Annotated in this window: 21 protein-coding genes; 8 read left to right on the top strand and 13 right to left on the bottom strand. The window is 60.2% G+C overall.

Annotated features, from left to right (window positions below; translation table 11 throughout):
- Positions 1-145: 145 nt before the first annotated feature.
- From BJ917_RS25435 to cmoB, 4 genes are all read left to right on the top strand, one after another.
- The gene (locus BJ917_RS25435) at positions 146-538 is read left to right on the top strand and encodes a protease inhibitor I42 family protein (protein ID WP_096513275.1); all 393 of its coding nucleotides are present in this window, start codon (positions 146-148) and stop codon (positions 536-538) included.
- 2 nt (positions 539-540) lie between these two features.
- Positions 541-1,176, top strand: coding sequence for a lysoplasmalogenase (locus BJ917_RS25430; protein WP_121105125.1), 636 nt, complete (start codon positions 541-543; stop codon positions 1,174-1,176).
- A gap of 153 nt (positions 1,177-1,329) precedes the next feature.
- Positions 1,330-2,109, top strand: a complete 780-nt coding sequence (gene cmoA, locus BJ917_RS25425) for a carboxy-S-adenosyl-L-methionine synthase CmoA (RefSeq protein ID WP_172901630.1) — start codon at positions 1,330-1,332, stop codon at positions 2,107-2,109.
- Complete coding sequence (gene cmoB / locus BJ917_RS25420; RefSeq protein WP_096513278.1) at positions 2,106-3,062, top strand: tRNA 5-methoxyuridine(34)/uridine 5-oxyacetic acid(34) synthase CmoB; 957 nt, start codon at positions 2,106-2,108, stop codon at positions 3,060-3,062. The genes cmoA and cmoB overlap by 4 nt, the downstream gene beginning before the upstream one ends.
- Before the next feature lie 135 nt (positions 3,063-3,197).
- Here cmoB and tadA read toward each other — a convergent pair whose 3' ends face one another.
- On the bottom strand, positions 3,198-3,695 hold the full coding sequence (tadA, locus tag BJ917_RS25415) for a tRNA adenosine(34) deaminase TadA (protein ID WP_096515558.1): 498 nt from the start codon (positions 3,693-3,695) through the stop codon (positions 3,198-3,200).
- Positions 3,695-5,071, bottom strand: a complete 1,377-nt coding sequence (locus tag BJ917_RS25410) for a multicopper oxidase family protein (RefSeq protein WP_121105139.1) — start codon at positions 5,069-5,071, stop codon at positions 3,695-3,697. Before BJ917_RS25410 ends, tadA begins: the two co-directional genes overlap by 1 nt.
- A gap of 218 nt (positions 5,072-5,289) precedes the next feature.
- On the opposite strand from BJ917_RS25410, the gene BJ917_RS25405 reads away from it, so the two are divergent.
- The gene (locus tag BJ917_RS25405) at positions 5,290-8,397 is read left to right on the top strand and encodes a membrane-targeted effector domain-containing toxin (protein WP_121105123.1); all 3,108 of its coding nucleotides are present in this window, start codon (positions 5,290-5,292) and stop codon (positions 8,395-8,397) included.
- 125 nt (positions 8,398-8,522) lie between these two features.
- On the opposite strand, the gene guaA is transcribed toward BJ917_RS25405, so the two are convergent.
- The 8 genes from guaA to BJ917_RS25365 form a co-directional block, all read right to left on the bottom strand.
- On the bottom strand, positions 8,523-10,100 hold the full coding sequence (gene guaA, locus BJ917_RS25400) for a glutamine-hydrolyzing GMP synthase (RefSeq protein WP_096513281.1): 1,578 nt from the start codon (positions 10,098-10,100) through the stop codon (positions 8,523-8,525).
- 99 nt (positions 10,101-10,199) lie between these two features.
- Complete coding sequence (gene guaB / locus BJ917_RS25395; RefSeq protein ID WP_077047833.1) at positions 10,200-11,669, bottom strand: IMP dehydrogenase; 1,470 nt, start codon at positions 11,667-11,669, stop codon at positions 10,200-10,202.
- A gap of 207 nt (positions 11,670-11,876) precedes the next feature.
- On the bottom strand, positions 11,877-12,425 hold the full coding sequence (locus tag BJ917_RS25390) for a sugar ABC transporter ATPase (RefSeq protein WP_096513282.1): 549 nt from the start codon (positions 12,423-12,425) through the stop codon (positions 11,877-11,879).
- Between the two features lie 216 nt (positions 12,426-12,641).
- Entirely contained in the window at positions 12,642-13,823 is a 1,182-nt protein-coding gene (purT, locus tag BJ917_RS25385) for a formate-dependent phosphoribosylglycinamide formyltransferase (RefSeq protein WP_121105121.1), read from the bottom strand.
- A 99-nt stretch (positions 13,824-13,922) separates the two neighbouring features.
- Positions 13,923-14,390, bottom strand: coding sequence for a VUT family protein (locus BJ917_RS25380; RefSeq protein WP_121105119.1), 468 nt, complete (start codon positions 14,388-14,390; stop codon positions 13,923-13,925).
- Between the two features lie 151 nt (positions 14,391-14,541).
- The gene (locus tag BJ917_RS25375) at positions 14,542-14,757 is read right to left on the bottom strand and encodes a DUF1289 domain-containing protein (RefSeq protein WP_096513285.1); all 216 of its coding nucleotides are present in this window, start codon (positions 14,755-14,757) and stop codon (positions 14,542-14,544) included.
- On the bottom strand, positions 14,754-15,278 hold the full coding sequence (locus tag BJ917_RS25370) for a gamma carbonic anhydrase family protein (RefSeq protein ID WP_090188034.1): 525 nt from the start codon (positions 15,276-15,278) through the stop codon (positions 14,754-14,756). Before BJ917_RS25370 ends, BJ917_RS25375 begins: the two co-directional genes overlap by 4 nt.
- A 48-nt stretch (positions 15,279-15,326) precedes the next feature.
- On the bottom strand, positions 15,327-15,926 hold the full coding sequence (locus tag BJ917_RS25365; RefSeq protein ID WP_096513286.1) for a CoA pyrophosphatase: 600 nt from the start codon (positions 15,924-15,926) through the stop codon (positions 15,327-15,329).
- A 147-nt stretch (positions 15,927-16,073) separates the two neighbouring features.
- Between BJ917_RS25365 and BJ917_RS25360 the strand changes: the two genes are divergently transcribed.
- Both BJ917_RS25360 and BJ917_RS25355 read left to right on the top strand, forming a co-directional pair.
- Entirely contained in the window at positions 16,074-16,622 is a 549-nt protein-coding gene (locus BJ917_RS25360; protein WP_096513287.1) for an NUDIX hydrolase, read from the top strand.
- Between the two features lie 49 nt (positions 16,623-16,671).
- Positions 16,672-17,175: a murein L,D-transpeptidase family protein gene (locus BJ917_RS25355; protein WP_096513288.1), complete on the top strand. Its 504-nt coding sequence runs from the start codon at positions 16,672-16,674 to the stop codon at positions 17,173-17,175.
- 227 nt (positions 17,176-17,402) lie between these two features.
- Here the strand turns inward: BJ917_RS25355 and BJ917_RS25350 are convergent, their stop codons facing one another.
- Together BJ917_RS25350 and purL are read right to left on the bottom strand one after the other, a co-directional pair.
- Positions 17,403-17,714, bottom strand: a complete 312-nt coding sequence (locus BJ917_RS25350; RefSeq protein ID WP_096513289.1) for a YqfO family protein — start codon at positions 17,712-17,714, stop codon at positions 17,403-17,405.
- A gap of 5 nt (positions 17,715-17,719) precedes the next feature.
- Positions 17,720-21,616, bottom strand: a complete 3,897-nt coding sequence (gene purL / locus BJ917_RS25345) for a phosphoribosylformylglycinamidine synthase (protein ID WP_096513290.1) — start codon at positions 21,614-21,616, stop codon at positions 17,720-17,722.
- Positions 21,617-21,901: 285 nt separating this feature from the next.
- On the opposite strand from purL, the gene mltF reads away from it, so the two are divergent.
- A complete protein-coding gene (gene mltF, locus BJ917_RS25340; RefSeq protein WP_096513291.1) occupies positions 21,902-23,362 on the top strand; it encodes a membrane-bound lytic murein transglycosylase MltF in 1,461 nt (486 codons plus the stop codon).
- 126 nt (positions 23,363-23,488) lie between these two features.
- Here the strand turns inward: mltF and pdxJ are convergent, their stop codons facing one another.
- Positions 23,489-24,235 (bottom strand): pyridoxine 5'-phosphate synthase, encoded by a 747-nt coding sequence (gene pdxJ, locus BJ917_RS25335; protein ID WP_096513292.1) that lies wholly within the window; start codon positions 24,233-24,235, stop codon positions 23,489-23,491.
- Positions 24,236-24,261: the final 26 nt, after the last annotated feature.

The following is a 24,261-nucleotide window of genomic DNA, read 5'->3' as shown; positions in this document are numbered from 1 at the left end:
ATGTGTGTTCACTGCAAATCCCTGTGGGAGCGAGCCTGCTCGCGAAGGCGTCGGCACTCACAACGCCCACTTCCGGCAACTGTCACAATTTGTCTTATCTCGGTTATGCTCGCCGTTCGTCGTGAACGCCGGAGCCACTGACCTTATGTCCCCCACCCGCCTGTTTGTCCCCCTCGCCCTCGCGCTGCTGGCCGCTTGCGCCACGCAACCGAAACAGAACGTGACCGTGGAAAAACAAAGCGAATGCCCGGTGAAACTCACCAATGGGCAAAACCTGATCCTGACCTTGCCAAGCAACCCGACCACGGGCTACCGCTGGGCCATTCAGGATTCGGCCGGTGGCGTGTTGCGGGCTCTGAGCCCCGAGGTCTACAGCAACCCCGAAGACGCAGGCGTAGTCGGTGCCGCCGGAATCTCGACCTGGCGTTTCCAGGCGTTCGCCCCCGGTACCGGGCGCTTGCGCCTGACCTCGCAACAGCCTTGGGCCCCGGAGGTTTTGCCGGTGGAGTCCTTCGACTGCGCGATCTCGGTTAACTGACCGTGGGCTGGCTGATTCTGGCGCTGATGGGCGCGGTGACGTTTCTCTACGGCCTGAGCGTGCATGCCGCACTGCTTTGCCTGTTGGTGAAACCGTTGCCGGTACTGGCCTTGCTCGGCTGGCTGCACGACGCGCCACCCAGCGACTATCGGCGCTGGATCAGCCTCGGCCTGATTTTCTCCCTGCTCGGCGATGTATTGCTGGCGTGGCCGGAAGATTTGTTCGTGTTTGGCTTGGGGGCGTTTCTGGTCGCGCATCTGGCCTATCTGAAAGCTTACTTGAGCGATTGCCGGCGGTTGGCGCTGTTGCCACTGATCATCGCCTTGGGTGTGGGTGCAGTGTTGCTGGGGATCTTGATCGCCCACGGACTGGGACCGTTGCTCATTCCGGTTATCGTCTATGGATTGGCCATCAGCGCCATGCTCTGGCGAGCGTTGGCCCGGCTGGGCACCGATGTACCCAAGCGCTCGGCGCTATTGGCGGCGGCAGGCGCGGTGGCATTCGTGTTTTCGGACAGCGTGATTGGTATCAGCCGTTTTGTGGTGCCGTTCGATGCCGCGCCTTATGTGATCATCCTCAGCTACTGGCTGGGGCAATGGGGTATCACCGCTTCGGCGTTCGGCACCAAACCGCGCTGAATTCTTCGCGAGCAGGCTCGCTCCCACAGGGATTGCACTGTACCTGTGGGAGCGAGCCTGCTCGCGAAAGCAATATCACAGGCGACGAAAAATCCGGGGCCTGCCCACCGCTTTATCAGACAATCCGCGCATCCCCGCGCCAACTTGGCTAAAATGCCGGCCTTTTCCCCCGATACCGCCGGAACCGCCGTGAGCAAAGAATCCGATCGCCTTTTCGCCCAGCCTTTGGCCCAGGTGCCTGACTTCGCCTTTAACGAGGATGTGGTGCGGGTGTTCCCGGACATGATCAAGCGCTCGGTGCCGGGCTATCCGACCATCGTGGAAAACCTCGGCGTGCTCGCCGCGCAGTTCGCCCAGCCCAACAGTGTGCTCTATGACCTCGGCTCATCCTTGGGTGCCGTGACCCAGGCCCTGCGCCGGCACGTGCGCACCGATGGTTGCCGAGTCATCGCTGTGGATAACTCAGCGGCCATGGTCGAACGCTGCCGCGAATACCTCAACGGCCAGGATTCGATGTTCCAGGAATTGCTGCCGGTGGAAGTGATCGAGGGTGACATCCTTGCCCTCGACTTCCAGCCTGCCTCGGTAGTGGCATTGAACTTCACCCTGCAATTCATCGCCCCCGACCAGCGTACCGCGCTGCTAAGCCGCATCCGCCAATCGCTGCTACCCGGTGGCGCGCTGATTCTGTCGGAGAAACTGCGCTTCAACGACCCTGAAGAACATGCGCTGCTCACCGACCTGCACATCGCCTTCAAGCGCGCCAACGGTTACAGCGAACTGGAAATCGCCCAGAAGCGCAGCGCCATCGAAAACGTCATGAAGCCCGATAGCCTCGAAGAACACCGCGAGCGCCTGCTGGCCGCCGGGTTCTCGAAAGTCGTGCCGTGGTTCCAGTGTCTTAACTTTGCCTCGTTGATTGCCCTGCCATGATTGATTTGTCCCCCCTCGCCCGCCGTCTGGCCGGCACACCTTTGGCTGATTGGGCCAAGACCCTGCAAGCGCAACTCGACAAGAAAATGGAGAAGGGTCATGGCGATCTGGAGCGCTGGCAAAGCGCGCTGGATGCCCTGCCGAAGATCCAGCCCAGTGAAGTCGATCTGCTCAATGGCTTGAAGCTGGACACCGATTGCGACGACACAACCCGCGCGCAAATGCGCACGGCGTTGATGGGCCTGTCGCCGTGGCGCAAGGGACCGTTCGATCTGTTCGGCGTGCACGTCGACACCGAATGGCGCTCGGACTGGAAATGGTCGCGGGTCGCCCCGCACCTGGATCTCAAAGGCAAACGCATCCTCGATGTCGGTTGCGGCAACGGCTACTACATGTGGCGCATGCTCGGCGCCGGTGCGGACAGCGTGATCGGGGTCGATCCGAACTGGTTGTTTTTCTGCCAGTTCCAGGCCGTTCAGCGCTATCTGTCAGAACCGAATGCCTGGCACTTGCCCTTCCCCTTCGAAGACCTGCCGCCGAATCTGGAAGGTTTCGACACCGTGTTTTCCATGGGCGTGTTCTACCACCGCCGCTCGCCGATCGAGCATTTGCTGGCGCTGAAGGATTGCCTGGTCAAAGGCGGTGAGCTGGTGCTCGAAACCCTGGTGGTCGAAGGCGACAAACATCAGGTGCTGGTGCCGGAGGACCGTTATGCACAGATGCGCAACGTATGGTTCCTGCCCTCGGTGCCTGCGCTGGAATTGTGGCTGCGTCGTGCCGGGTTCACGGATGTGAAATGCGTGGATGTGAGCGTGACAACCGTCGATGAACAGCGTGGGACGGAGTGGATGAAGTATCAGTCGCTGAGCGACTTCCTTGATCCCGAGGATCACAGCAAGACCATCGAAGGCCTGCCGGCACCGATGCGGGCGGTCATCGTCGCCCGTAAGTAACCCAATCCTCCTGACACCGAATAACCCTGTGGGAGCTGGCTTGCCAGCGATAGCGGTGAATCAGTCGACTTCAATATTTGAAGTGACGACGCCATCGCTGGCAAGCCAGCTCCCACAGGGGTTGGTGTTGTTTTCTTAAATGGCTGGTTTTGCCCGGCGCGCCTTGAAGAACTCGCTCAGAACCGCCCCACACTCTTCCGCCAGTACTCCGCCTTCGTACAACACCCGATGGTTGAGAAAGCCCTGGGTAAAAAACTGTCCCTGGCTCTGCACGATCCCGGCCTTGGGCTCCAGCGCGCCGTACACCACCCGCGCAATCCGCGAGTGCACGATCAGCCCGGCGCACATGCTGCACGGCTCCAGCGTCACGTACAGCGTGCTGCCGGGCAGACGATAATTGCTCACGGCCTGGGCGGCGGCGCGGATCGCGACCATTTCGGCGTGGGCGCTGGGGTCGCTGCTGCTGATCGGGCAATTGAAGCCGCGGCCGATGATTTCCCCATCCTGCACCAGCACCGCGCCCACCGGCACTTCGCCGAGCGCGGCACCTTGGGCGGCCAGGGCCAGGGCTTCGCGCATGAAGTCGCGGTCACGGCTGCGGTCGATGATCGCGGCGGGTCGAATCTGACGCATCATGCCACCTCGATGGCGGCCATCAGGCCGGTTTCCATGTGGTCAATTACATGGCAATGGAACATCCACACACCGGGGTTATCCGCCACCAGCGCCACTTGCGCGCGCTCGTTCTTGCCCAGCAGGTAAGTGTCGGTGAAATAGGGAATGATCTTGTGCCGGTTCGAGGCGATGACCTTGAAGCTCATGCCGTGCAGGTGAACCGGGTGCTGGTACTGAGTCATGTTCTTCAATTCGAAAATGTAGCTCTTGCCCTTCTCGAGTTTGGCAATCGGGCGGTCGGCGCAGGTCTTGTCGGTAATGTCCCAGGCCTTGCCATTGATTTGCCACAGGCTGGGCGGCTTGCCGTTGTCGACGTTGACCGACACCGAGCCCACCCATTCGAAATTGAAGTTGAGTTTTTCGGCATTGGCCAGGTCCGGTTCGGCCACCGGGTTGGCGGGCAGCGCGGGTGGCCACTCGCCCGGCGCGTCACTGTTGGCCACCGAGCGCAACGTGCCCAGACGTACCGGACCGTTGCGCAGGGACAACTCTTCGCCGGCCGGCGGGGCCTTGATCGCCAGGCAAATGCGCATGCCGGGACCGAGCCAGTATTCCTTGCCCAAAGGCCGTGGCTCGATGGGGTTGCCGTCAATGGCATAGATCTGCGCTTCCACGCCAGGAATGTTCAGGCGGTAGGTCAGCGTGCTGTCGAGATTGAGCAGACGCACCCGGGTAATCTGCCCGGCCGGCAAATCGATGACCGCTTGCGCCACGCCATTGATCGTCGCCAGGCGCCCCGCCGTACCGCCACGGGCCGCTTCCCGGGGAATGCTGAACTCGACGAAATTGCCCACGTCGTCAACATGCCAGCTCTTGAGGCTCAAGGTCTTTTCGTACTTGAAACCGGTCGGCTCGCGTTCTTCGACGATCAGCGGCCCCACCAGACCACGACCAAGCTCTTCGCTGCTGTTCACGTGGGGGTGATACCAAAAGCTGCCGGCATCCGGCACGCGGAATTTATAGTCGAAGTACTCACCGGGCAGCACCGGCAATTGCGAGACGTAAGGCACGCCATCCATTTCCAGCGGCAGGCGAATGCCGTGCCAGTGGATGGTGGTCGCCACCGGCAGGTGGTTGATGAACCGTACCCGCAGCCACTCGCCCTGACGCACCCGCAACTCGGTGCCTGGCGCCGATGGGCCGAACGCCCAGGCTTCAGTTTTGTGCCCGGCCACCAACTCGACGTCCAACGGCGCAGCAATCAGTTCATAGTCGTGCCCCGCATTGGCATCAGCCCTCTTGCCCAGCCAGTAACGCGACGCGCCACCTGCCCCCACGCCAACGACAACAAGACCGGCCAGGCCACCGAGTATTTGGCGACGGGTAAAGGACATGAACTCAACTACCTCACGAATCAGCGACAGGCACCGGGCCTGAAAAAGGCGAATACGATACACCTGCGATTGAGAAACGGTAAGGGCGGCGTGGCGGATGGTCACACTCAGGCCACTCGCTACACGAGATCGAATCAAGTCGGGGGCTACATATGCAGTGCACTGTTGCTGTGTGATCGGGTCATTCTCGGTCTTCATTTCTCAAGGATAGAGAGCCCATGAACACGATCGAAATCCGTCCACTGCCCAACGCAGAGGACAAGGCTGCGCTCAAGGTCATCGCAGCCCATGTGGTCAAAGCCTGCCCGAGTTTGCAGGACACCGCCCACGAGGTCGCGACGAATCTGCTGGTAAAGCACGGCATCGTCGATCTAGACCCCGACCAGGTTTATTTCCACCGGTTCAAGACCGCCCAGAGCGTGGGGACGTCGTTTACCGGTTGGCAGCATTACGACGAGAAGCCCTATGAATCCCTGACCCTGACACAGCTGGTCATTCACCGATTCCGCGCCACCGATCAGGATAATGCCGACCTGTTGGACCTGTACGGCGGCTTCTACACCGCAGGGCCGGATGAAAAAAACTTCGATGCCACCAATGAAGTGCATCTACATGGCAACGAGGTATTGAAAGACTTCTGGAACATCAATTTCAGCGAGCTTTACCGCAATAAGCTGCAAGGGTTTTGGGATGACTACTCCAGCGAGTTTCGCACCTTGGCCAAATGCAATTTTCTGAGCAAGGCCGTGGAGGCTCGGGACAATGGAAAACTGAGCGATGTCGATTTTCAGACAGCGGTAAACGCTGTCATTGGCCCACTGACCTGGCCGGTCACATTGAAAATGCTGCAACGCGAAACGTCGCTGGGTTCTGACCTACGGGTTTGCTCCCTGGATATCGATGGCCACGTAGCGACAAACATCTTGCGCATCCTTGACCCAAAGGGCCGGCAAATCCTTTACGTGCCCGGTGAAGCCTTGGCCTTTCAGGTCATCGAAACGCCGCTGGACATGCATTTGTGGGTCTTGAATCAGATGAACTTCGAGGCTCCTCGTCGCGCATTCTTGAATCATTTCCCCTTGGCCGAACGTCAGGCAATCAATGAGAACATCACTGACCTGATGAACCGCCTGGTCAGTACCTGGGGTCATGCCGACCATCACATGATCAATCAGAAAGACCTGAACGTGACCGGCGATGCCTTCAATTGGCTGAGGGATTCGACCCGGTCCGCGATGTTCGCCGAAGCGGACCTGTCACTGACCTCCAATGGTGATTTGCGGAAAAAATTGTGGATCGGTTACCTGAGCGCGGGACTGAAAGTGTTTGGTCCGATGGCGGCCGTGGGCTGGCCGGTGGCGTTGCCGGTCATTGGTGCCAGCCTGATCAACATGGGGCTCAATATCGATCAGGCAGTCAATGCCAGGACTGCAGAAGAACGCATGCAAGGCGTGATCGGGGCGATTTTCAGCGGTATCGATGCGCTGTTCAATTTGCCATTCCTGCCGGGTGTGGGGTCGATGGCTGAGGTCGGTGCAGAAGTCGAAGCCGCCGAAGCGGCTGAGATGGCCGAGTTGTCGCCAGTGGAAAAACCGGTGAAAGCACCGCAAGAGCCGGCAACCGTCCCTGAAGAGGCAGAGCCGCGGTTATCCCCTCTTCCGGAAATGGACCCCACCTCCATTCAGTCACCTGAAATACCACAAAAGTACCAATGCAATGAACTGCTGGAGGGAGAAACGCCGATCGCCGAACCGGGGAAATTCCAGGGCATTTACCGGCTCGATTCCGATCCGCCCTACGCCATCTTGATGAATGACACCGCTTATTACGTGCGCTACTTCCCCGACTCACAGGGTGGCGGATATTGGGCGATCGTCGATCCGGCCAGACCAAATCAGTTCATCCACGCTTTGCCGGTTCGCCTGAATGCCGAAGGCACTTGGGAGCGCATGGTGAAACTACGGTTGCAGGCAGGAGGGCAATGCCTGGGCAAGGGATGTCCGGTTGAACTGGAAATGGGGGCGATAGGTGGGTCGCAGCAGCCTGAGGTGGTGGTGGACGAACTGCCTGCGCCTGAAGCCGAACCACAACCCTCCACATCGAGATCGACGGCGCCGCGACTGGTCACAACCTCCTATGAGGTTGCGCCGCAAGCCAGGGGAGGGCTTAAAAAATGGGCGTTGGGCATACGCGAAACTCATGTTGAGTTTCACATTGGCCCGGAAGGAGGACTGATTGCCCCGGATCGGTATGCACTGAATTTCGCCGAGAAAGCCAATACACTCCAGTTATCTTCCCGGCGCTTCTACCAAAATCTTCCCTGGGCCAACCTGCCGCCGCGCCCGCCGATCCCGACAGTAAACAGTTCAACAACGCTCAATACACTGATTGAACGTATTTTCAGTTCCGCTCCCGGCCTGGTCATCGGTGAAACGCTGGACCGGATCACCAGCATGCGTTTGATGATCGAGAACATGCCGTCCTTTGCTGAACAAGGCGTTAAAACCATTTATGTGCGTCGCCTGCTCAGCGATTTTGCCCAGACGGATCTGAACGATTACTTCAACACGGGCGTCATGTCCGATGACCTGCAGGAGTACCTGATCCGTTTGGGTACAGATCCTGCCGGTCAATTCAATGAGCTGGAGTTGATCAAGACTGCCAGGCAAAACGGTATTCGTGTTCAGGCAACCGACTGTGCCGCGTTCTACAAAAGGCCATCAGCCTTGTTGCCGGTGGATGAGCAGATGATGGCGAACCACCTGACGAGCGATATCATGTTCGCGGATAGAACACTGAACGCCCCAGGCAAATGGGTGGTGTTGACCGGGGTTGAAAACACCAACACTTTCAAAGGGCTCGCGGGGCTCAGCGAACTGGAAGGTGGCATTGGCTTACGGGTTGAAGAAGTCAATCCGGGAGAAGGACAGAGTGTCGCAGTTGATCCCGGTATTGAAATAGAAAGAGGCCCCTTCCTCGCAGCCCCAAACGACGTATCACGGGGGACTGTCGAGATCTTTCACGCCGACCTGCGCCTGCAACTGGAAGCCGCCTCGGTCAGCAGAACCGAGCAACAGACTGCAAAGCTGCTTTATCGTCCGGGGATGTACCTGTTCGAGAAGTCCGACGGTGTCTACACCCTGGTTCACCGCAACAATCAGAGTGAAATTGTCCGCACCACCGTAGAGGCTCTGGCCGGTGGCCAATGCACTATCAATCGCCCTTCATGGACTCAGGTCAGCGGTGTTCCTTTTTCGAGCGTGGAGCAGTTGTCCCGAGGTCTTAATCGGATGGGAATGATTTTGCAAAGCCGCATCCCCGCTTAGACCTGAAACCTGAAACAGGCGCCTCAGGGTCATTTGGATTCAGAGAAACACAAAGGCCGTGTGAAACAACGTTTCACACGGCCTTTGATATTGCCTGCACTCAAGCCATCAAGGCTCGCGTGGGATCATTCCCACTCAATGGTCGCCGGCGGCTTGCTCGACACGTCGTAGGTGACGCGGGAGATGCCTTCGATTTCATTGATGATGCGGCCGCTGACAGTTTCCAGCAGTTCGTAAGGCAGGTGTGCCCAACGCGCGGTCATGAAGTCGATGGTTTCCACGGCACGCAGGGCCACGACCCAGGCGTAGCGACGGCCATCACCGACCACGCCCACCGATTTCACCGGCTGGAACACCACGAACGCCTGGCTGACCTTGTGGTACCAGTCGGCTTTGCGCAGTTCTTCAATGAAGATGTGGTCGGCGCGACGCAGCAGGTCGGCGTATTCCTTCTTCACTTCACCGAGGATCCGCACGCCCAGGCCCGGACCCGGGAACGGGTGACGGTAGACCATGTCGTACGGCAGGCCCAGTTCCAGGCCCAGACGACGGACTTCGTCCTTGAACAGCTCGCGCAGGGGTTCAACCAGCTTGAGGTTCATTTCTTCCGGCAGGCCGCCCACGTTGTGGTGCGACTTGATCACGTGGGCCTTGCCGCTTTTCGCGCCAGCCGACTCGATCACGTCCGGGTAGATGGTGCCTTGGGCCAGGTACTTGATGTTGTCCAGTTTGCAGGATTCGGCATCGAACACGTCGATGAAGGTACGGCCGATGATCTTGCGCTTCTTCTCAGGGTCGGACTCGCCGGCCAGGTTGTTGAGGAACTGGTCCTCGGCATTGGCGCGGATCACCTTGACGCCCATGTTCTCGGCGAACATGGCCATCACTTGCTCGCCTTCGTGCAGACGCAGCAGGCCGTTGTCGACGAAGACGCAGGTCAGCTGGTCACCAATGGCCTTGTGCAGCAGCGCGGCAACCACGGAAGAGTCAACACCGCCGGACAGGCCAAGCAGCACGTTGTCGGTGCCGACCTGGGCACGCACCTGGGCGATGGCGTCTTCGGCAATTTTCGACGGGGTCCACAGCGCTTCGCAGCCGCAGATGTCGAGGATGAAGCGCGACAGGATGCGGCCGCCCTGTTTGGTGTGGGTCACTTCCGGGTGGAACTGCACGCCGTAGTAGGCGCGCTCGTCGCTGAACATGCCGGCGATCGGGCAGCTCGGGGTGCTGGCCAGGATGTGGAAGTCAGACGGCATTTTGGTGACCTTGTCACCGTGGCTCATCCACACGTCGAGGCCGAACAGGCCGTCGGCGTCGATGTGGTCTTCGATGCCGTCCAGCAGACGGCTCTTGCCGACCACGTCGACACGGGCGTAACCGAACTCACGCAGCTCGGACCCTTCTACCTTGCCGCCCAGTTGCTCGGCCATGGTCTGCATGCCGTAGCAGATACCGAAGACCGGTACGCCCAGGTCCCAGACGGCTTGCGGCGCGCGCGGGCTGTCAGCCACGTGCACGGACTCGGGGCCGCCGGCGAGGATGATCCCCTTCGGTGCGAATTCGCGAATCGCTTCGTCATCCATGTCGAACGGGTGCAGTTCGCAGTACACACCGATTTCACGCACGCGGCGGGCGATCAGTTGGGTGTACTGGGAACCGAAGTCGAGGATCAGGATGCGGTGAGCGTGAATATCGAGGGCCATGATTCAGTCTCGTCTAAGTCATTCAGTAACAGGCGTGATTCAGAAACAACTCGGGGCTGAATAGAACAGCCCCGGTTGCTTAACGATTTGCTTGAAGGCTCAACCTACGCGGTAGTTCGGCGCTTCCTTGGTGATCTGCACGTCGTGAACGTGGGATTCGGCCATGCCGGCACCGGTGATCCGCACGAACTCAGGCTTGGTGCGCATTTCTTCGATATTGGCGCTACCGGTGTAGCCCATGGAAGAACGCAGGCCGCCCATCAGTTGATGGATGATCGCGCTCAGGGTGCCCTTGTACGGAACACGTCCTTCGATGCCTTCCGGAACCAGCTTCTCGGCGCCTGCCGAAGAGTCCTGGAAGTAACGGTCGGAGGAACCTTGAGCCTGGGACATGGCACCCAGCGAACCCATGCCGCGATAAGCCTTGTACGAACGCCCCTGGAACAGTTCGATCTCGCCCGGCGCTTCTTCAGTACCGGCGAACATCGAGCCCATCATCACGCAGGAAGCACCGGCAACGATGGCCTTGGACAGGTCACCGGAGAAACGGATGCCGCCGTCGGCGATCAACGGAACGCCCGTGCCTTCAAGGGCAGCGGCGACGTTGGCGATGGCACTGATTTGCGGGACGCCGACACCGGCGACGATACGGGTGGTGCAGATCGAGCCAGGGCCGATACCGACCTTGACGGCGTCAGCGCCGGCTTCGGCCAGGGCCTTGGCGGCAGCGCCGGTGGCGATGTTGCCGCCGATGACCTGCACTTCAGGGAAGTTCTGCTTGACCCAGCGAACGCGGTCGATCACGCCTTTGGAGTGACCGTGGGCGGTGTCGACCACCACCACGTCAACACCGGCATTGACCAGGGCTGCAACGCGGTCACCGGTGTCTTTACCGGTACCGACGGCAGCGCCGACACGCAGACGACCTTGATCGTCCTTGCTGGCCAGCGGGTAAGCCTTGGCTTTTTCGATGTCGTTGACGGTCATCATGCCTTTGAGGGCGAACTTGTCGTCGACGATCAGCACGCGTTCGATGCGGTGCTTGTGCAGCAACTCGCGAACGTCGTTCTTGTCGGCGCCTTCCTTGACCGTGACCAGACGCTCTTTAGGCGTCATCACTTCACGGACGCTGGCGTCCAGACGGTTTTCGAAACGCACGTCACGGGAAGTGACGATGCCGACCAGGTCGCCATCGTGCAGCACCGGAACGCCGGAAATGTTGTGCAGGCGGGTCAGTTCGAACAGGTCACGGACCGTGGCGTCAGCCTCGATGGTGATCGGGTCTTTTACGACACCGGCTTCGAACTTCTTGACCTTGCGGACTTCGGCAGCTTGCTGCTCGATGGTCATGTTCTTGTGGATGATGCCGATGCCACCTTCCTGAGCCATGGCGATTGCCAGACGGGCTTCAGTGACGGTGTCCATGGCGGCAGAAACCAGAGGAATGTTCAGCTCGATGCCACGGGTAAGGCGGGTTTTGAGACTGACTTCGTTAGGAAGCACCTCGGAATAACCGGGCACTAGGAGAATGTCGTCGAATGTCAGAGCTTCTTGGCTGATACGCAGCATCGCGGGGGCTCCCGAGCGGGAAAATGGAAGCGCGCCATTATAGTCAGACACCCCTTCGGGTTCAATGTAAAACTCTGTCTATTATCGACGCAGTGATCGACGGGTGTTTTGAAGAGCATCGCTGGCAAGCCAGCTCCCACAGATTCGGTGCGCTCCTGTGGGAGCTGGCTTGCCAGCGATAAACGATAACGCGGTCATCCAGCCGTATTACAACTCGACTTTGACCCAACTGACCGGCTGATCCAGCCAATCGGCGAATTCGTCGAGAAATGCCTGCTTGAACCCGGCCTCGGCCCAATTATTGAAGATGAACCCCAAGTTGGAAAAGCCGCATTCCTGCAGGAACAGGAAGCCGTTGATGTCATCTTCATGCCCGCATTCGGGGCAGGTGAAGTTGTCGGTGCGCGCCGGCATCCAGTCTTCCAGGCTTTCAAACAAGGCTTCACCGATTTCCTTGCGGCACTCGGCGCAACCCGCCTCGCCCAGAAACCCCTTGGCCGGCGTATAGATACAGCGCTTGGTGATGATCTCCAGGCCATTGATCGGCTCGCCGAACGGCAGGGCATCCGGGTGCAGGACCACGTCCCGCGCGCCTTCGCCGATGGCGTGGGCCATGCGGTTGCCCGTGCGGCCGCACGTGGTGAGTTCTTCCTTGACGATGTTTTTGCGCACCAGCCAACGCACGATCGCCCGGGCCCGGGGCTCGTGCACCGGCAATGTGGAGATTTTGGGGACGATGATGCTTTGCGAATTCATGAGGTACAGGCCTGGAGCATTGATGAAGGGGCTTGCCGGCCAATCCAGCGCAATCCCTGTGGGAGCGAGCCTGCTCGCGAAAGCGGAGTTCGCATCAACATGGGGGTTGAATGTGAAATAGCATTCGCGAGCAGGCTCGCTCCCACAGTTCAGTTGCAACAGATTGGTATCGGGGCGAGCCCACACCTAGAAGGTATAGGCCCGCCGCAGCTGTTTTTACAGCTCGACGACAACAGCCTGAGAGGCACGGGTCGCTTTGGCCCGGGCGGCTTCGATCGACTCGTCGCGCGCCAGCGCCACACCCATGCGGCGCTGGCCGTTGACTTCAGGCTTGCCGAACAGACGCAATGCGGTATCCGGCTCGCTCAATGCAGCGCCGAGATTGGCGAAAGCCGTCTGGGTAGACTGCCCTTCCACCAGGATCACCGCCGAAGCCGAAGGCCCGAATTGGCGCACCACCGGGATCGGCAGGCCGAGGATCGCCCGTGCATGCAGGGCGAACTGCGACAGGTCCTGGGAAATCATCGTGACCATGCCAGTGTCGTGCGGGCGCGGCGAGACCTCGCTGAACCACACCTGATCGCCCTTGATGAACAGTTCGACGCCAAACAGGCCACGACCGCCCAAGGCTTCGGTAACGGCCTTGGCCACGCGCTCGGATTCCGCCAGGGCAATCGGACTCATGGCTTGCGGTTGCCAGGACTCCTGGTAGTCGCCCTTCTCCTGACGGTGGCCAACCGGCGCCAGGAACGTCGTGCCGCTGACGTGACGCACGGTCAGCAGGGTGATTTCGTAGTCGAAATCGATGAAGCCTTCGATGATTACCCGACCTTTGCCGGCACGGCCGCCTTCCTGCGCGTAGTCCCAGGCCTTCTGCACGTCATCGACGCTGCGCAGCAGGCTCTGGCCTTTGCCCGAGGAGCTCATGACCGGCTTGACCACGCACGGGAACCCGAGGTCTTCAACGGCCTTGCTGTAATCCTCGAAGGTGTCGGCGAAGTGGTACGGCGAAGTAGGCAGGTCCAGCTCTTCGGCGGCCAGGCGACGGATACCTTCGCGGTTCATGGTCAACTGCGCGGCGCGGGCAGTCGGGATCACAGTGAAACCTTCGGATTCCAGCTCCACCAGGGTCGCCGTGGCGATGGCTTCGATTTCCGGCACGATGAAGTGCGGCTTCTCGGCTTCGATCACCGCACGCAGGGCCGCGCCATCGAGCATGTTGATCACGTGACTGCGGTGGGCAACCTGCATCGCTGGCGCGTTGGCGTAGCGATCCACGGCAATCACTTCAACGCCCAGGCGTTGTAGCTCGATCACCACTTCCTTGCCCAACTCGCCACAGCCACACATCAATACGCGGGTCGCGGTGGGCGACAATGGAGTTCCGATACGGGTCATCTGAAGGTCCTCAAGCAGCGGATCATCGAGGATACGGCGCGATAGGCGCGATCCATGGGGAGAAAGCGCGGCATTTTACATGAACCGCGGGGTTTGGCTTCAGCTGACGACAGCCTGTTTGCGCAGGCGCCAGGCCATGATCAGCCACACGGCGGTCACACCGGCGAACTTCGAGCCCAGGGCGGTGAGAATCACGCCGGGGGTCAGCGCATCGATCATGCCGAAGAAGATAAAGGTATCGAGGGGAATGCTCAGGGCCGAACTTATCCACAGGCGATCATGCAATGGACGTTTGGTGAGGCTGAACACCAACCAGTCGATGCACTCGGACACCGCGAACGCCGTGGCGCTGGCCAGCGCGATGGACGGATCGGACGTGACGTAGGACAACACCAGCGCCGCCAGCATCGCCGCCATCGCACCGTGGCCGAAGCGGGTTTGCACCATGTCGCGCAAGATGAACACCAGTCCGCCCCAGGCCGACCAGATGATGTCCAGGTGCGGGGCGGTGGAAAAGGCGTAGTTGATCAGTACGACGCTGCTGATGTAGGCGATGAGGAAGAGCATGGGGCGTAGGAATACCTGTCAATTTTGCCGCACAGGATACTGTAGGAGCGCGTTTGCTCGCGATGGTCGTCAACGCTAACGCGGGGAGTCTGGCTCTCCGCGCTGTTCTTGAGTCCATCGCGAGCAGGCTCGCTCCTACAATGGTCCAGCCTCAATTTTGCGGTTTTGCCCCGATCATCCACACCAACCCACTGGACTTGGCCCGCTCATGACACAACTCCAGCACCTTGCGGCGTTCTGTGTTGTCCATCCGGCTCCAGCGGGTGATTTCTTCCACCGTGCGCTGGCAACCGGTGCAAATATCATCGTCATCCAGTGCACAGATGTTCACGCAGGGCGATAACACGGGGCGTTCTGGCGTGCTCATTCGTCCTGCTCGACCAGATCGCGGGCGTAACGCTGCGAGTTGTGCACATAGTGGGCGGCACTGGCTTCCAGCATCTTCTTTTGCGGTTCGGTCAGTTCGCGCACCACTTTGCCCGGTGAGCCCATCACCAGCGAACCGTCGGGGATTTCCTTGCCTTCGCCGATCAGCGAATTGGCGCCGATGATGCAGTTCTTGCCGATTTTCGCGCCATTGAGAATCACCGCGTTGATACCGATCAGGCTGTAGTCGCCCACGGTGCAACCATGCAGCATGGCGTTGTGGCCGATGGTCACGCCGGTGCCGATAGTCAGTGGGTAGCCCATGTCGGTGTGCATCACGGTGCCGTCCTGGACGTTGCTGTTCTTGCCGATCAGGATCAACTCGTTGTCGCCACGCAGCACGGCGTTGAACCAGACGTTGGCGCCCTCTTCCAGCTTGACCTTGCCCACCAGCACGGCGTTAGGTGCGACCCAGCTTTGTGGGTGGGTCTCGACACGGGCGTCGCCCAGGCGGTATTTCATGGTGTTGTCCTCAAGGCATCGCGTGTTCAGGCCATTCGGGTGATGGCTTCAGGTATTGATAAAACTTTTCGGCGGTTGGTGCAGGCTGATGTTGGCGTCATAAAGCAAGTTGATCAACTCGACGACCATGATCGCCGTCAGGCCCCAGATCTTGTACTCGCCATAGCGATAACTCGGCACGTACCAACTGCGGCCCTGGTAATCGATGCGATGGGTGTGTTCGCGCGGGTCCTTGCGGAAGAACTCCAGAGGGACGCTGAACACCGCGGCGATTTCAGCATCATTGGCCTGGTATTCGACGAAATCCGGGATCACCCCGACATAGGGTGTGACCTTGATGCCGTGCAGGGAGATCAGTGGACTCAGCGGCCCGATCACTTCGACCAGTCCCGGCGGCAGGCCGATCTCCTCCTCGGCTTCGCGCAGGGCGGTGAAAATCAGGTCCGGGTCTTCGGGGTCACGCCGGCCACCGGGGAAGGCAACTTCGCCGCCATGGGTCGAGAGCCCGCTGGCACGCAATGTCAGTACCAGCTCCGGCTCGTCACTGCGGGTAATGGGTACCAGTACGGCGGCCTCCGGGAAACGTCGGTCTGTCTCCAGCGTTCGCGGTGTGTGGTTACTTACCCGATGCAGTAGCTCGTCCAGCATGAGTGTTCTCGATCTGTGCCTTACCCCGCATCATGCACCAATCGCTTCGGTCGCCCAACCCCCCGGACAGCGGCGTGTCGCTAAACGACAACTTGCCGACAGACACCGTCGCACGCCAAGATAGGCGCAGCATTCAGGAACCCAAGCATGAAATTTTGCAGTCAGTGCGGCAACCCGGTGACCCAGCGCATCCCCGAAGGCGATTCGCGCCTGCGTTTTGTCTGCGACAGTTGTCACGCCATCCATTACCAGAACCCCAATATTGTCGCCGGTTGCGTAGCGACCTGGGGCACCAGGGTCTTGTTGTGCCGGCGCGCCATCGAGCCGCGCCGGGGTTACTGGACCCTGCCCGCCGGTTTCATGGAAAACGGCGAAACCATCGAACAGGCCGCCATTCGCGAAACCGCCGAGGAAGCCTGCGCCCGGGTGCGCAACCTGAGCATCTATACGCTGATCGATGTGCCACATATCAGCCAGGTGCATGTGTTTTTCCGCGCCGAACTGGCGGATCTGGACTTTGCCGCCGGTCCCGAGAGCCTCGAAGTGCAATTATTCGACGAAGCGGACATCCCTTGGGACGAGCTGGCTTTCCGCACAGTGGGCCGTACCTTAGAATGTTTCTTCGCTGACCGGCGGGCCGAGGTCTACCCCGTAAGGTCCGAATCGATCCCGCCGCTTGCTCAGCCTGCCAACTAAAAAACATCTATAAATAAATAGTCGCGACACCTCCTGGGGAATCGTTTCAATGCGCTGGTTGCTTGCCCTGTTTTGCCTGTCCTTCGTCGCTGTGTCCCAGGCTTCTGCCGTGGAGCCGCTGGACGGCAAGGTCATCGAGAAAATCCTGGTTCTCAAGTCTGCCCACCAATTGCAATTGATCAATGACGGCAAGCCGCTCAAGACCTATCGCATTTCCCTGGGCAAACGCCCCAAAGGGCCGAAACTGATGGAGGGCGATAAACGCACGCCGGAAGGTTTCTATTGGATCGACTGGCGCAAGACCAGTGACCGCTTCAACCTGGCGATGCACATCTCTTACCCGAACATCAGCGACTCCGCCCGCGCCCGTCGCGAAGGTGTCGACCCTGGCGGCATGATCATGATCCATGGCACACCAGACACCGAAGACAATCCTGAGGACCTGTTCCACACCCTGGACTGGACCGACGGTTGCGTCGCCATGCGCAACATGGACATGCGCGAACTCTGGAACCTGGTGCCGGACGGCACGATGATCGAGATTCGCCCGTAACGACGACCTTCCGTCGCCCTCGAAAAAATAAATCAAAAGATCGCAGCCTTCGCTGGCAAGCCAGCTCCCACAGGGTTCTCGGATGTACACAGCATTTGTGTACGGCATAAAACACTGTAGGAGCTGGCTTGCCAGCGATGAGACCCTGATCATCAACGCAAAATCCTGGGCATTAAAAAACCCGCTGAAATCACTTCAGCGGGTTTTTCATTTCAGCAGCAGAAGGATCAGAAATCCTCCAAGCGCCACACCTCATAAGCCGGCGTCTCGTAGGGATGGCTCTGTTTCAGAGCCGCCACTACCGAGCGAATCAACTCATCGGCCACCACCAGCTCAACCTTCCACTCCTCGACCTGCTCGACCTGCCCCGCCTCGCCAATGAACGGCTGACTGCCGTCCAATGGTCGAAACTGGCCAAGCCCCAGCACTTGCCATGCACAGTGGTCGTAAGCACCGATCCGTCCGCCACCGGCGGCGAATACGGCACTTTTGACCAGCTCGACATGACTGTCGGGAACGAAAAAACTGAGCTTGTACACGGCTCTTAGTTCACCCACACGCGAGCATTACGGAACATGCGCATCAGCGGCGCATCTTCGTTCCAGTCATCCGAACGCCACGAGTTCTGCACGGCGCGGAACACACGTTCCGGGTGCGGCATCATGATGGTCACGCGACCGTCGCGGCTGGTCAAACCGGTGATCCCGCGCGGCGAGCCGTTCGGGTTGGCCGGGTAGCTTTCGGTGACCTTGCCGTGGTTGTCGACGAAACGCATCGCCACGCAACCGGACAGATCGGCTTCCAGCAACGCTTCTTCGCTGGCGAATTCCGCATGACCTTCACCGTGGGCAATGGCGATCGGCATACGCGAACCGGCCATGCCTTGCAGGAAGATCGAGTTCGACTCCTGGATCTGCACCATGGCCACACGGGCTTCGAACTGCTCGGAACGGTTACGCACGAAGTGCGGCCAGAGCTCGCTGCCCGGGATCAGCTCATGCAGGTTGGACATCATCTGGCAACCGTTGCACACGCCGAGGGCGAAGCTGTCGTTGCGTTCGAAGAAGCCCTGGAACGCATCGCGGGCGCGGCTGTTGAACAGCGCCGACTTGGCCCAGCCTTCACCGGCACCCAGCACGTCGCCGTAGGAGAAACCACCACAGGCAACCAGACCCTTGAACTCGTTCAGATCGACACGGCCGGCCAGAATGTCGCTCATGTGCACGTCGATCGCGTTGAAACCGGCGCGGTCGAACGCCGCCGCCATTTCCACCTGACCGTTGACGCCCTGCTCACGCAGTACGGCAACCTGTGGACGAATGCCTTTCTTGATGTAAGGCGCGGCGACGTCCTGGTTGACGTCGTAGCTGAGCTTGACGCTCAGACCCGGGTTGTCTTCTTCCAGCAGCACGTCGAATTCCTGATCGGCGCAGTCGGCGTTGTCGCGCAGACGCTGGATCTGGTAGCTGGTCTCGGCCCACTGGCGTTGCAGCAGGCGACGCTGGCCTTCGAACACGGTGTCGCCGTTGAAGGTGATGCTGATCTCGCCGTTGTTGATTGGCTGACCGACCACCGACACGCACTCGCCCAAGCCTGCGGCGCTGAACTGCGCGAGGATATCTGCGGTGGAGTCCTGGCGAACCTGGATCACGGCGCCCAGTTCCTCGTTGAACAGGATCGCGGCGATGTCGGCAGAGGTTTCGGCCAGACCGTCGAGGTTCAGGCTCAGGCCGCAGTGACCGGCGAAGGCCATTTCCACCACGCTGGTCAGCAGACCACCGTCGGAACGGTCGTGGTAAGCCAGCAGATGACCATCGGCGTTGAGGCCCTGGATCACAGCGAAGAAGGCTTTCAGGTCTTCGGCGTCATCGACGTCCGGAGCCTGCTTGCCGAGCTTGCCGTGAACCTGGGCCAGGATCGAGGCGCCCATGCGGTTCTGACCACGGCCCAGGTCAATCAGAATCAGGTCGGTGGTGCCCTTGTCCATGCGCAGTTGCGGGGTCAGGGTCTGACGGATGTCAGTCACTGGCGCGAAACCGGTCACGATCAGCGACATCGGCGAGGTGACGGACTTGTCCACGCCTTCGTCGCTCCAGCGGGTGGCCATGGACATCGAGTCCTTGCCCACCGGAATGGTGATGCCCAGCTCAGGGCACAGTTCCATGCCGACCGCTTTCACAGTGTCGTACAGACGCGCGTCTTCACCCGGGTGACCGGCGGCGGACATCCAGTTCGCCGACAGTTTGATGTCGGAAATCTTGCCGATGCGCGAAGCCGCGATGTTGGTCAGGGTTTCGCCGATGGCCATGCGGCCCGACGCCGGAGCGTCCAGCAGCGCCAGCGGAGTGCGCTCGCCCATGGCCATGGCTTCACCGGTGTAGACGTCGAAGCTGGTGGCGGTGACGGCAACGTCGGCCACCGGCACCTGCCACGGGCCGACCATCTGGTCACGGGCCACGAGGCCGGTGATGGTGCGGTCGCCGATGGTGATCAGGAAGCTTTTGCTGGCCACGGCCGGGTGATGCAGAACGCGCTCGACGCAGTCGGCGATGTTCAGGGTCGACGGATCGAAGTCATCACCCAGTTCGGCTTCACGCACCACCGAACGGTGCATGCGCGGCGCTTTACCCAGCAGCACTTCCAGCGGCATGTCCACCGGGCTGTTGCCGAAGTGGCTGTCGGTGACAGTCAATTGCGGCTCGGCAGTGGCTTCGCCGACCACGGCGAACGGGCAACGCTCGCGTTCGCAGATCGCCTTGAAGCGCTCGAAGTCAGCCGGACCGACCGCCAGAACGTAACGTTCCTGGGATTCGTTGGACCAGATTTCGTGCGGGGCCATGCCCGGCTCGTCGTTTGGAATGTTGCGCAGTTCGAAACGGCCACCGCGGTCGCCGTCGTTGACCAGTTCCGGGAAGGCGTTGGACAGACCGCCCGCACCCACGTCGTGGATGAAGCTGATCGGGTTCTTGTCACCCAGTTGCCAGCAACGGTCGATGACTTCCTGGCAGCGACGTTCCATTTCCGGGTTTTCGCGCTGTACCGATGCGAAGTCCAGGTCTGCCGAGCTGGTGCCGGTGGCCATGGAGGAGGCTGCACCGCCACCCAGGCCGATCAGCATCGCCGGACCGCCGAGCACAATCAGCTTGGAGCCGACGACGATCTCGCCTTTCTTGACGTGTTCTTCACGGATGTTGCCCATGCCGCCGGCCAACATGATCGGCTTGTGGTAACCGCGAACTTCATCACCATGAGGGGTGGAGATCGATTGTTCGAAGGTACGGAAGTAACCGGTCAGCGCCGGACGGCCGAACTCGTTGTTGAACGCCGCGCCGCCCAATGGGCCTTCGATCATGATGTCCAGCGCAGTGACGATGCGCTCGGGTTTGCCGTACGGCACTTCCCACGGCTGTTCGAAGCCCGGGATCTGCAGGTTGGACACGGTGAAACCGGTCAGGCCCGCTTTTGGCTTGGCACCACGACCGGTCGCGCCTTCGTCGCGGATTTCGCCACCGGAACCGGTGGACGCGCCCGGGAACGGGGCAATCGCGGTCGGGTGGTTGTGGGTTTCAACCTTCATCAGGATGTGCACCGGCTCCTGCACCGCGCCGTACTGGCGGGTTTCAGGGTCCGGGAAGAAGCGTCCGGCCACGGAGCCGACGATCACCGAAGCGTTGTCCTTGTACGCCGACAGGACACCTTCGTTGTGCATCTGATAGGTGTTCTTGATCATGCCGAACAGGCTTTTTTCCTGGCTCTGGCCGTCGATGTCCCAACTGGCGTTGAAGATCTTGTGACGGCAGTGCTCGGAGTTCGCCTGGGCGAACATCATCAGTTCGATGTCGTGCGGGTTGCGCTTCAAGCCGACGAAGGCGTTGACCAGGTAGTCGATCTCGTCTTCAGCCAGGGCCAGGCCCAGCTCGGTGTTGGCTTTTTCCAGCGCGGCGCGGCCGCCACCCAACACGTCGATGGCGGTCAGGGGCTTGGGTTCGGCGTGGCTGAACAGGCCGGCAGCCTGCTCCAGGTTGCCCAGGACGATCTGGGTCATGCGGTCGTGCAAACCGTCAGCGATCAGCTGAGCTTCAGCGTCACTGAACTGGCCGGCCACGTAGAACGCAATGCCGCGTTCCAGGCGCTGGATTTTCGCCAGGCCACAGTTGCGGGCGATGTCACTGGCCTTGCTCGACCATGGCGAGATGGTGCCGAAACGCGGCAACACCAGGAACAGACGACCGGTCGGTTCCTGTACCGGAACGCTTGGACCGTATTTCAGAAGGCGCGCAAGCACCTGCTGTTCGTCGCCGGTCAGGACGCCGGTAACTTCGGCGAAGTGAGCGAATTCAGCATACAGGCCACTGACAGCCGGAACCTTTTGGCTCAGTTGCTCAAGGAGCTTGCTGTGGCGAAAGGCAGAAAGGGCAGGAGCGCCGCGCAGGATCAACATCTTCGGGACAGCCTCGGGAAGGGGTGTGCTTTGAGGCCGTGCATTCTAGCCTAAACAGCCCGCGACATCACCCGAAACGCTACGCACGGTTGCACTCGGGTGCCAATCTGTGTTTCTGCCTCGAAAGTCAGGTTAACCGGGCGTGTGACGACAGCTTATTTTTACCGTAACAAAATGTAGAAAAGGCCCATTCCTGCGGGGTTTCGGTCGGTTTTGTGATCGCTAGCAGACTAGCCCTTCGCTGTCGAGATATGGCGCCCGTGGTCCTTTGCGTATACTGCGCAGATGTTTTCCCCAACGGCTTTACGTCCGCGGTACGCCAAATGGCTGATCGCAACCGGACTCTTCCTGATGCTCGGTGGCTGTGTTGATAAACCCAACACACTCGAGCGCGTAAAGGAGGATGGTGTGCTGCGGGTGGTTACCCGTAACAGCCCCGCCACCTACTTTCAGGATCGCAACGGTGAAACCGGCTTCGAATACGAGCTGGTGAAGCGCTTCGCCGACGATCTGGGGGTGGAGCTCAAGATCGAGACCGCCGACAACCTGGACGATCTATTCAATCAGGTGGGCAAGCCAAATGGCCCGGTGCTGGCGGCTGCCGGCCTGGTCAGCAGCGAAGAACGCAAGAAGCAGGTGCGGTTTTCCCACTCCTACCTGGAAGTCACTCCGCAGATCATCTACCGCAACGGCCAGTCGCGCCCTACCGAGGCGAAGGATCTGGTGGGCAAGAAGATCATAGTGCTCAAGGGCAGCACCCACGCCGAACAACTGGCGCAGTTGAAAAAGAAGTTTCCCGGCATCGAGTACGAAGAATCCGACGCGGTCGAGGTCGTCGATCTCCTGCGCATGGTGGACGAAGGTCAGATCGACCTGACACTGGTCGATTCCAACGAAGTCGCGATGAACCAGGTGTATTTCACCAACATCCGGGTCGCCTTTGACCTGGGTGACGCCAGTGAACAGAGCTGGGCGGTGGCGGCCGGCGATGACAACAGCCTGCTCAACGAAATCAACGACTACCTCGACAAGGTCAAGAAAAACGGCACCCTGCAACGCCTCAAAGACCGCTATTACGGGCATGTCGATGTCCTCGGCTACATGGGCGCCACCACGTTCGCCCAGCACTTGCAGCAGCGCCTGCCCAAGTATGAACAGCACTTCAAGGCGTACGCCAAAAAGGAAAAAGTCGATTGGCGCCTGCTGGCGGCGATCGGTTACCAGGAATCCCTGTGGCAACCGGCCGTGACGTCCAAGACCGGCGTACGCGGCTTGATGATGCTGACCCAGAACACCGCGCAGGCCATGGGCGTGTCCAACCGTCTCGACCCCAAGCAGAGCATCATGGGCGGCGCCAAGTACCTGGCCTACATGAAAGATCAGCTCGACGAGTCGATCCAGGAACCTGACCGCACCTGGTTTGCCCTGGCAGCCTACAACGTTGGCAGCGGACACCTGGATGACGCACGCAAACTGGCGGCCAAGGAAGGGCTCAATCCCGACAGGTGGCTTGACGTAAAAAAGATCCTGCCGCGCCTGTCCGAGAAGAAGTGGTACAGCAAAACCCGTTACGGCTACGCCCGTGGCGGCGAGCCTGTGCACTTTGTGGCGAACATCCGTCGCTACTACGACATCCTGACCTGGGTCACGCAGCCGCAGCTTGAAGGCGATCAGGTCGCCGAGGGCAACCTGCATGTTCCGGGGATCGACAAGACCAAGCCCGCTCAGGAAAACCCGCCGCTCTAAAGCCGCCCCAATCAAAACTGTGGGAGCGAGCCTGCTCGCGATGGCTGAGTGTCAGTCGACATCAATGCCGGATGTCAGACTGCAATCGCGAGCAGGCTCGCTCCCACATTGGTTTTGTATTGTCGCTTAGGCTTTGGCGGCAGCCGCCAAAATCAGTGCCTTCATCTCCGACACCGCCGATTTGAACCCGACAAACAACGCATGGGCCACCAGCGCATGGCCGATGTTCAGTTCGTTGATGCCCTTGATCGCCGCCACGGCCTCGACGTTGTGATAGTGCAGGCCATGGCCGGCATTGACGATCAGACCCTGGGCCAGACCGAACGCCACGCCGTCCGCGACACGCTTGAGCTCTTCAGCCACTTCAGTCGGCGTCTCGGCATCGGCATATCGGCCGGTGTGCAGCTCGATGGCCGGCGCACCGACTCGACGGGAAGCCTCGATCTGCCGCTCATCGGCATCGATGAACAGCGACACTTCGGAGCCGATCTTCGACAAGCGCTCCACAGCAGCCTTGATCCGCGCTTCCTGCCCTGCCACGTCCAGACCACCTTCAGTCGTCAACTCCTGACGGGTTTCCGGCACCAGGCAAATGTGCGCCGGCCGGATGCGCTCGGCGAACGCCATCATTTCTTCGGTGACGCCCATTTCGAAGTTCATGCGGGTTTGCAGCACATCCTTGAGCAGCAGCACGTCGCGCTCCTGGATGTGTCGGCGGTCTTCACGCAGATGCACGGTGATGCCGTCAGCGCCCGCCTCTTCCGCATCCAGTGCTGCCTTGACCGGGTCCGGGTAGCGTGTGCCCCGTGCCTGACGCAGGGTGGCAACGTGGTCGATGTTCACGCCAAGAAGAATGCGGGTGCTGGTGGTCACGGAAGCGCTCCAGAAGAAGAGAAAGT

The organism is Pseudomonas sp. WPR_5_2 (assembly GCF_003634475.1).
Taxonomy (GTDB): domain Bacteria; phylum Pseudomonadota; class Gammaproteobacteria; order Pseudomonadales; family Pseudomonadaceae; genus Aquipseudomonas; species Aquipseudomonas izuensis.
Note: the sequence above shows the minus strand (reverse complement) of the source record. Positions and strands in the feature narration are given on the sequence as shown.

What these genes read in the sequence shown, in the direction of transcription:
- BJ917_RS25435 (WP_096513275.1), top strand. Translation starts at nt 146, where the DNA reads ATGTCCCCCACCCGCCTGTTTGTCCCCCTCGCCCTCGCGCTGCTGGCC.
- cmoA (WP_172901630.1), top strand. Translation starts at nt 1,330, where the DNA reads ATGCCGGCCTTTTCCCCCGATACCGCCGGAACCGCCGTGAGCAAAGAA.
- cmoB (WP_096513278.1), top strand. Translation starts at nt 2,106, where the DNA reads ATGATTGATTTGTCCCCCCTCGCCCGCCGTCTGGCCGGCACACCTTTG.
- tadA (WP_096515558.1), bottom strand. Translation starts at nt 3,695, where the DNA reads ATGCGTCAGATTCGACCCGCCGCGATCATCGACCGCAGCCGTGACCGC.
- BJ917_RS25410 (WP_121105139.1), bottom strand. Translation starts at nt 5,071, where the DNA reads ATGTCCTTTACCCGTCGCCAAATACTCGGTGGCCTGGCCGGTCTTGTT.
- BJ917_RS25405 (WP_121105123.1), top strand. Translation starts at nt 5,290, where the DNA reads ATGAACACGATCGAAATCCGTCCACTGCCCAACGCAGAGGACAAGGCT.
- guaA (WP_096513281.1), bottom strand. Translation starts at nt 10,100, where the DNA reads ATGGCCCTCGATATTCACGCTCACCGCATCCTGATCCTCGACTTCGGT.
- guaB (WP_077047833.1), bottom strand. Translation starts at nt 11,669, where the DNA reads ATGCTGCGTATCAGCCAAGAAGCTCTGACATTCGACGACATTCTCCTA.
- BJ917_RS25390 (WP_096513282.1), bottom strand. Translation starts at nt 12,425, where the DNA reads ATGAATTCGCAAAGCATCATCGTCCCCAAAATCTCCACATTGCCGGTG.
- purT (WP_121105121.1), bottom strand. Translation starts at nt 13,823, where the DNA reads ATGACCCGTATCGGAACTCCATTGTCGCCCACCGCGACCCGCGTATTG.
- BJ917_RS25380 (WP_121105119.1), bottom strand. Translation starts at nt 14,390, where the DNA reads ATGCTCTTCCTCATCGCCTACATCAGCAGCGTCGTACTGATCAACTAC.
- BJ917_RS25375 (WP_096513285.1), bottom strand. Translation starts at nt 14,757, where the DNA reads ATGAGCACGCCAGAACGCCCCGTGTTATCGCCCTGCGTGAACATCTGT.
- BJ917_RS25370 (WP_090188034.1), bottom strand. Translation starts at nt 15,278, where the DNA reads ATGAAATACCGCCTGGGCGACGCCCGTGTCGAGACCCACCCACAAAGC.
- BJ917_RS25365 (WP_096513286.1), bottom strand. Translation starts at nt 15,926, where the DNA reads ATGCTGGACGAGCTACTGCATCGGGTAAGTAACCACACACCGCGAACG.
- BJ917_RS25360 (WP_096513287.1), top strand. Translation starts at nt 16,074, where the DNA reads ATGAAATTTTGCAGTCAGTGCGGCAACCCGGTGACCCAGCGCATCCCC.
- BJ917_RS25355 (WP_096513288.1), top strand. Translation starts at nt 16,672, where the DNA reads ATGCGCTGGTTGCTTGCCCTGTTTTGCCTGTCCTTCGTCGCTGTGTCC.
- purL (WP_096513290.1), bottom strand. Translation starts at nt 21,616, where the DNA reads ATGTTGATCCTGCGCGGCGCTCCTGCCCTTTCTGCCTTTCGCCACAGC.
- mltF (WP_096513291.1), top strand. Translation starts at nt 21,902, where the DNA reads ATGTTTTCCCCAACGGCTTTACGTCCGCGGTACGCCAAATGGCTGATC.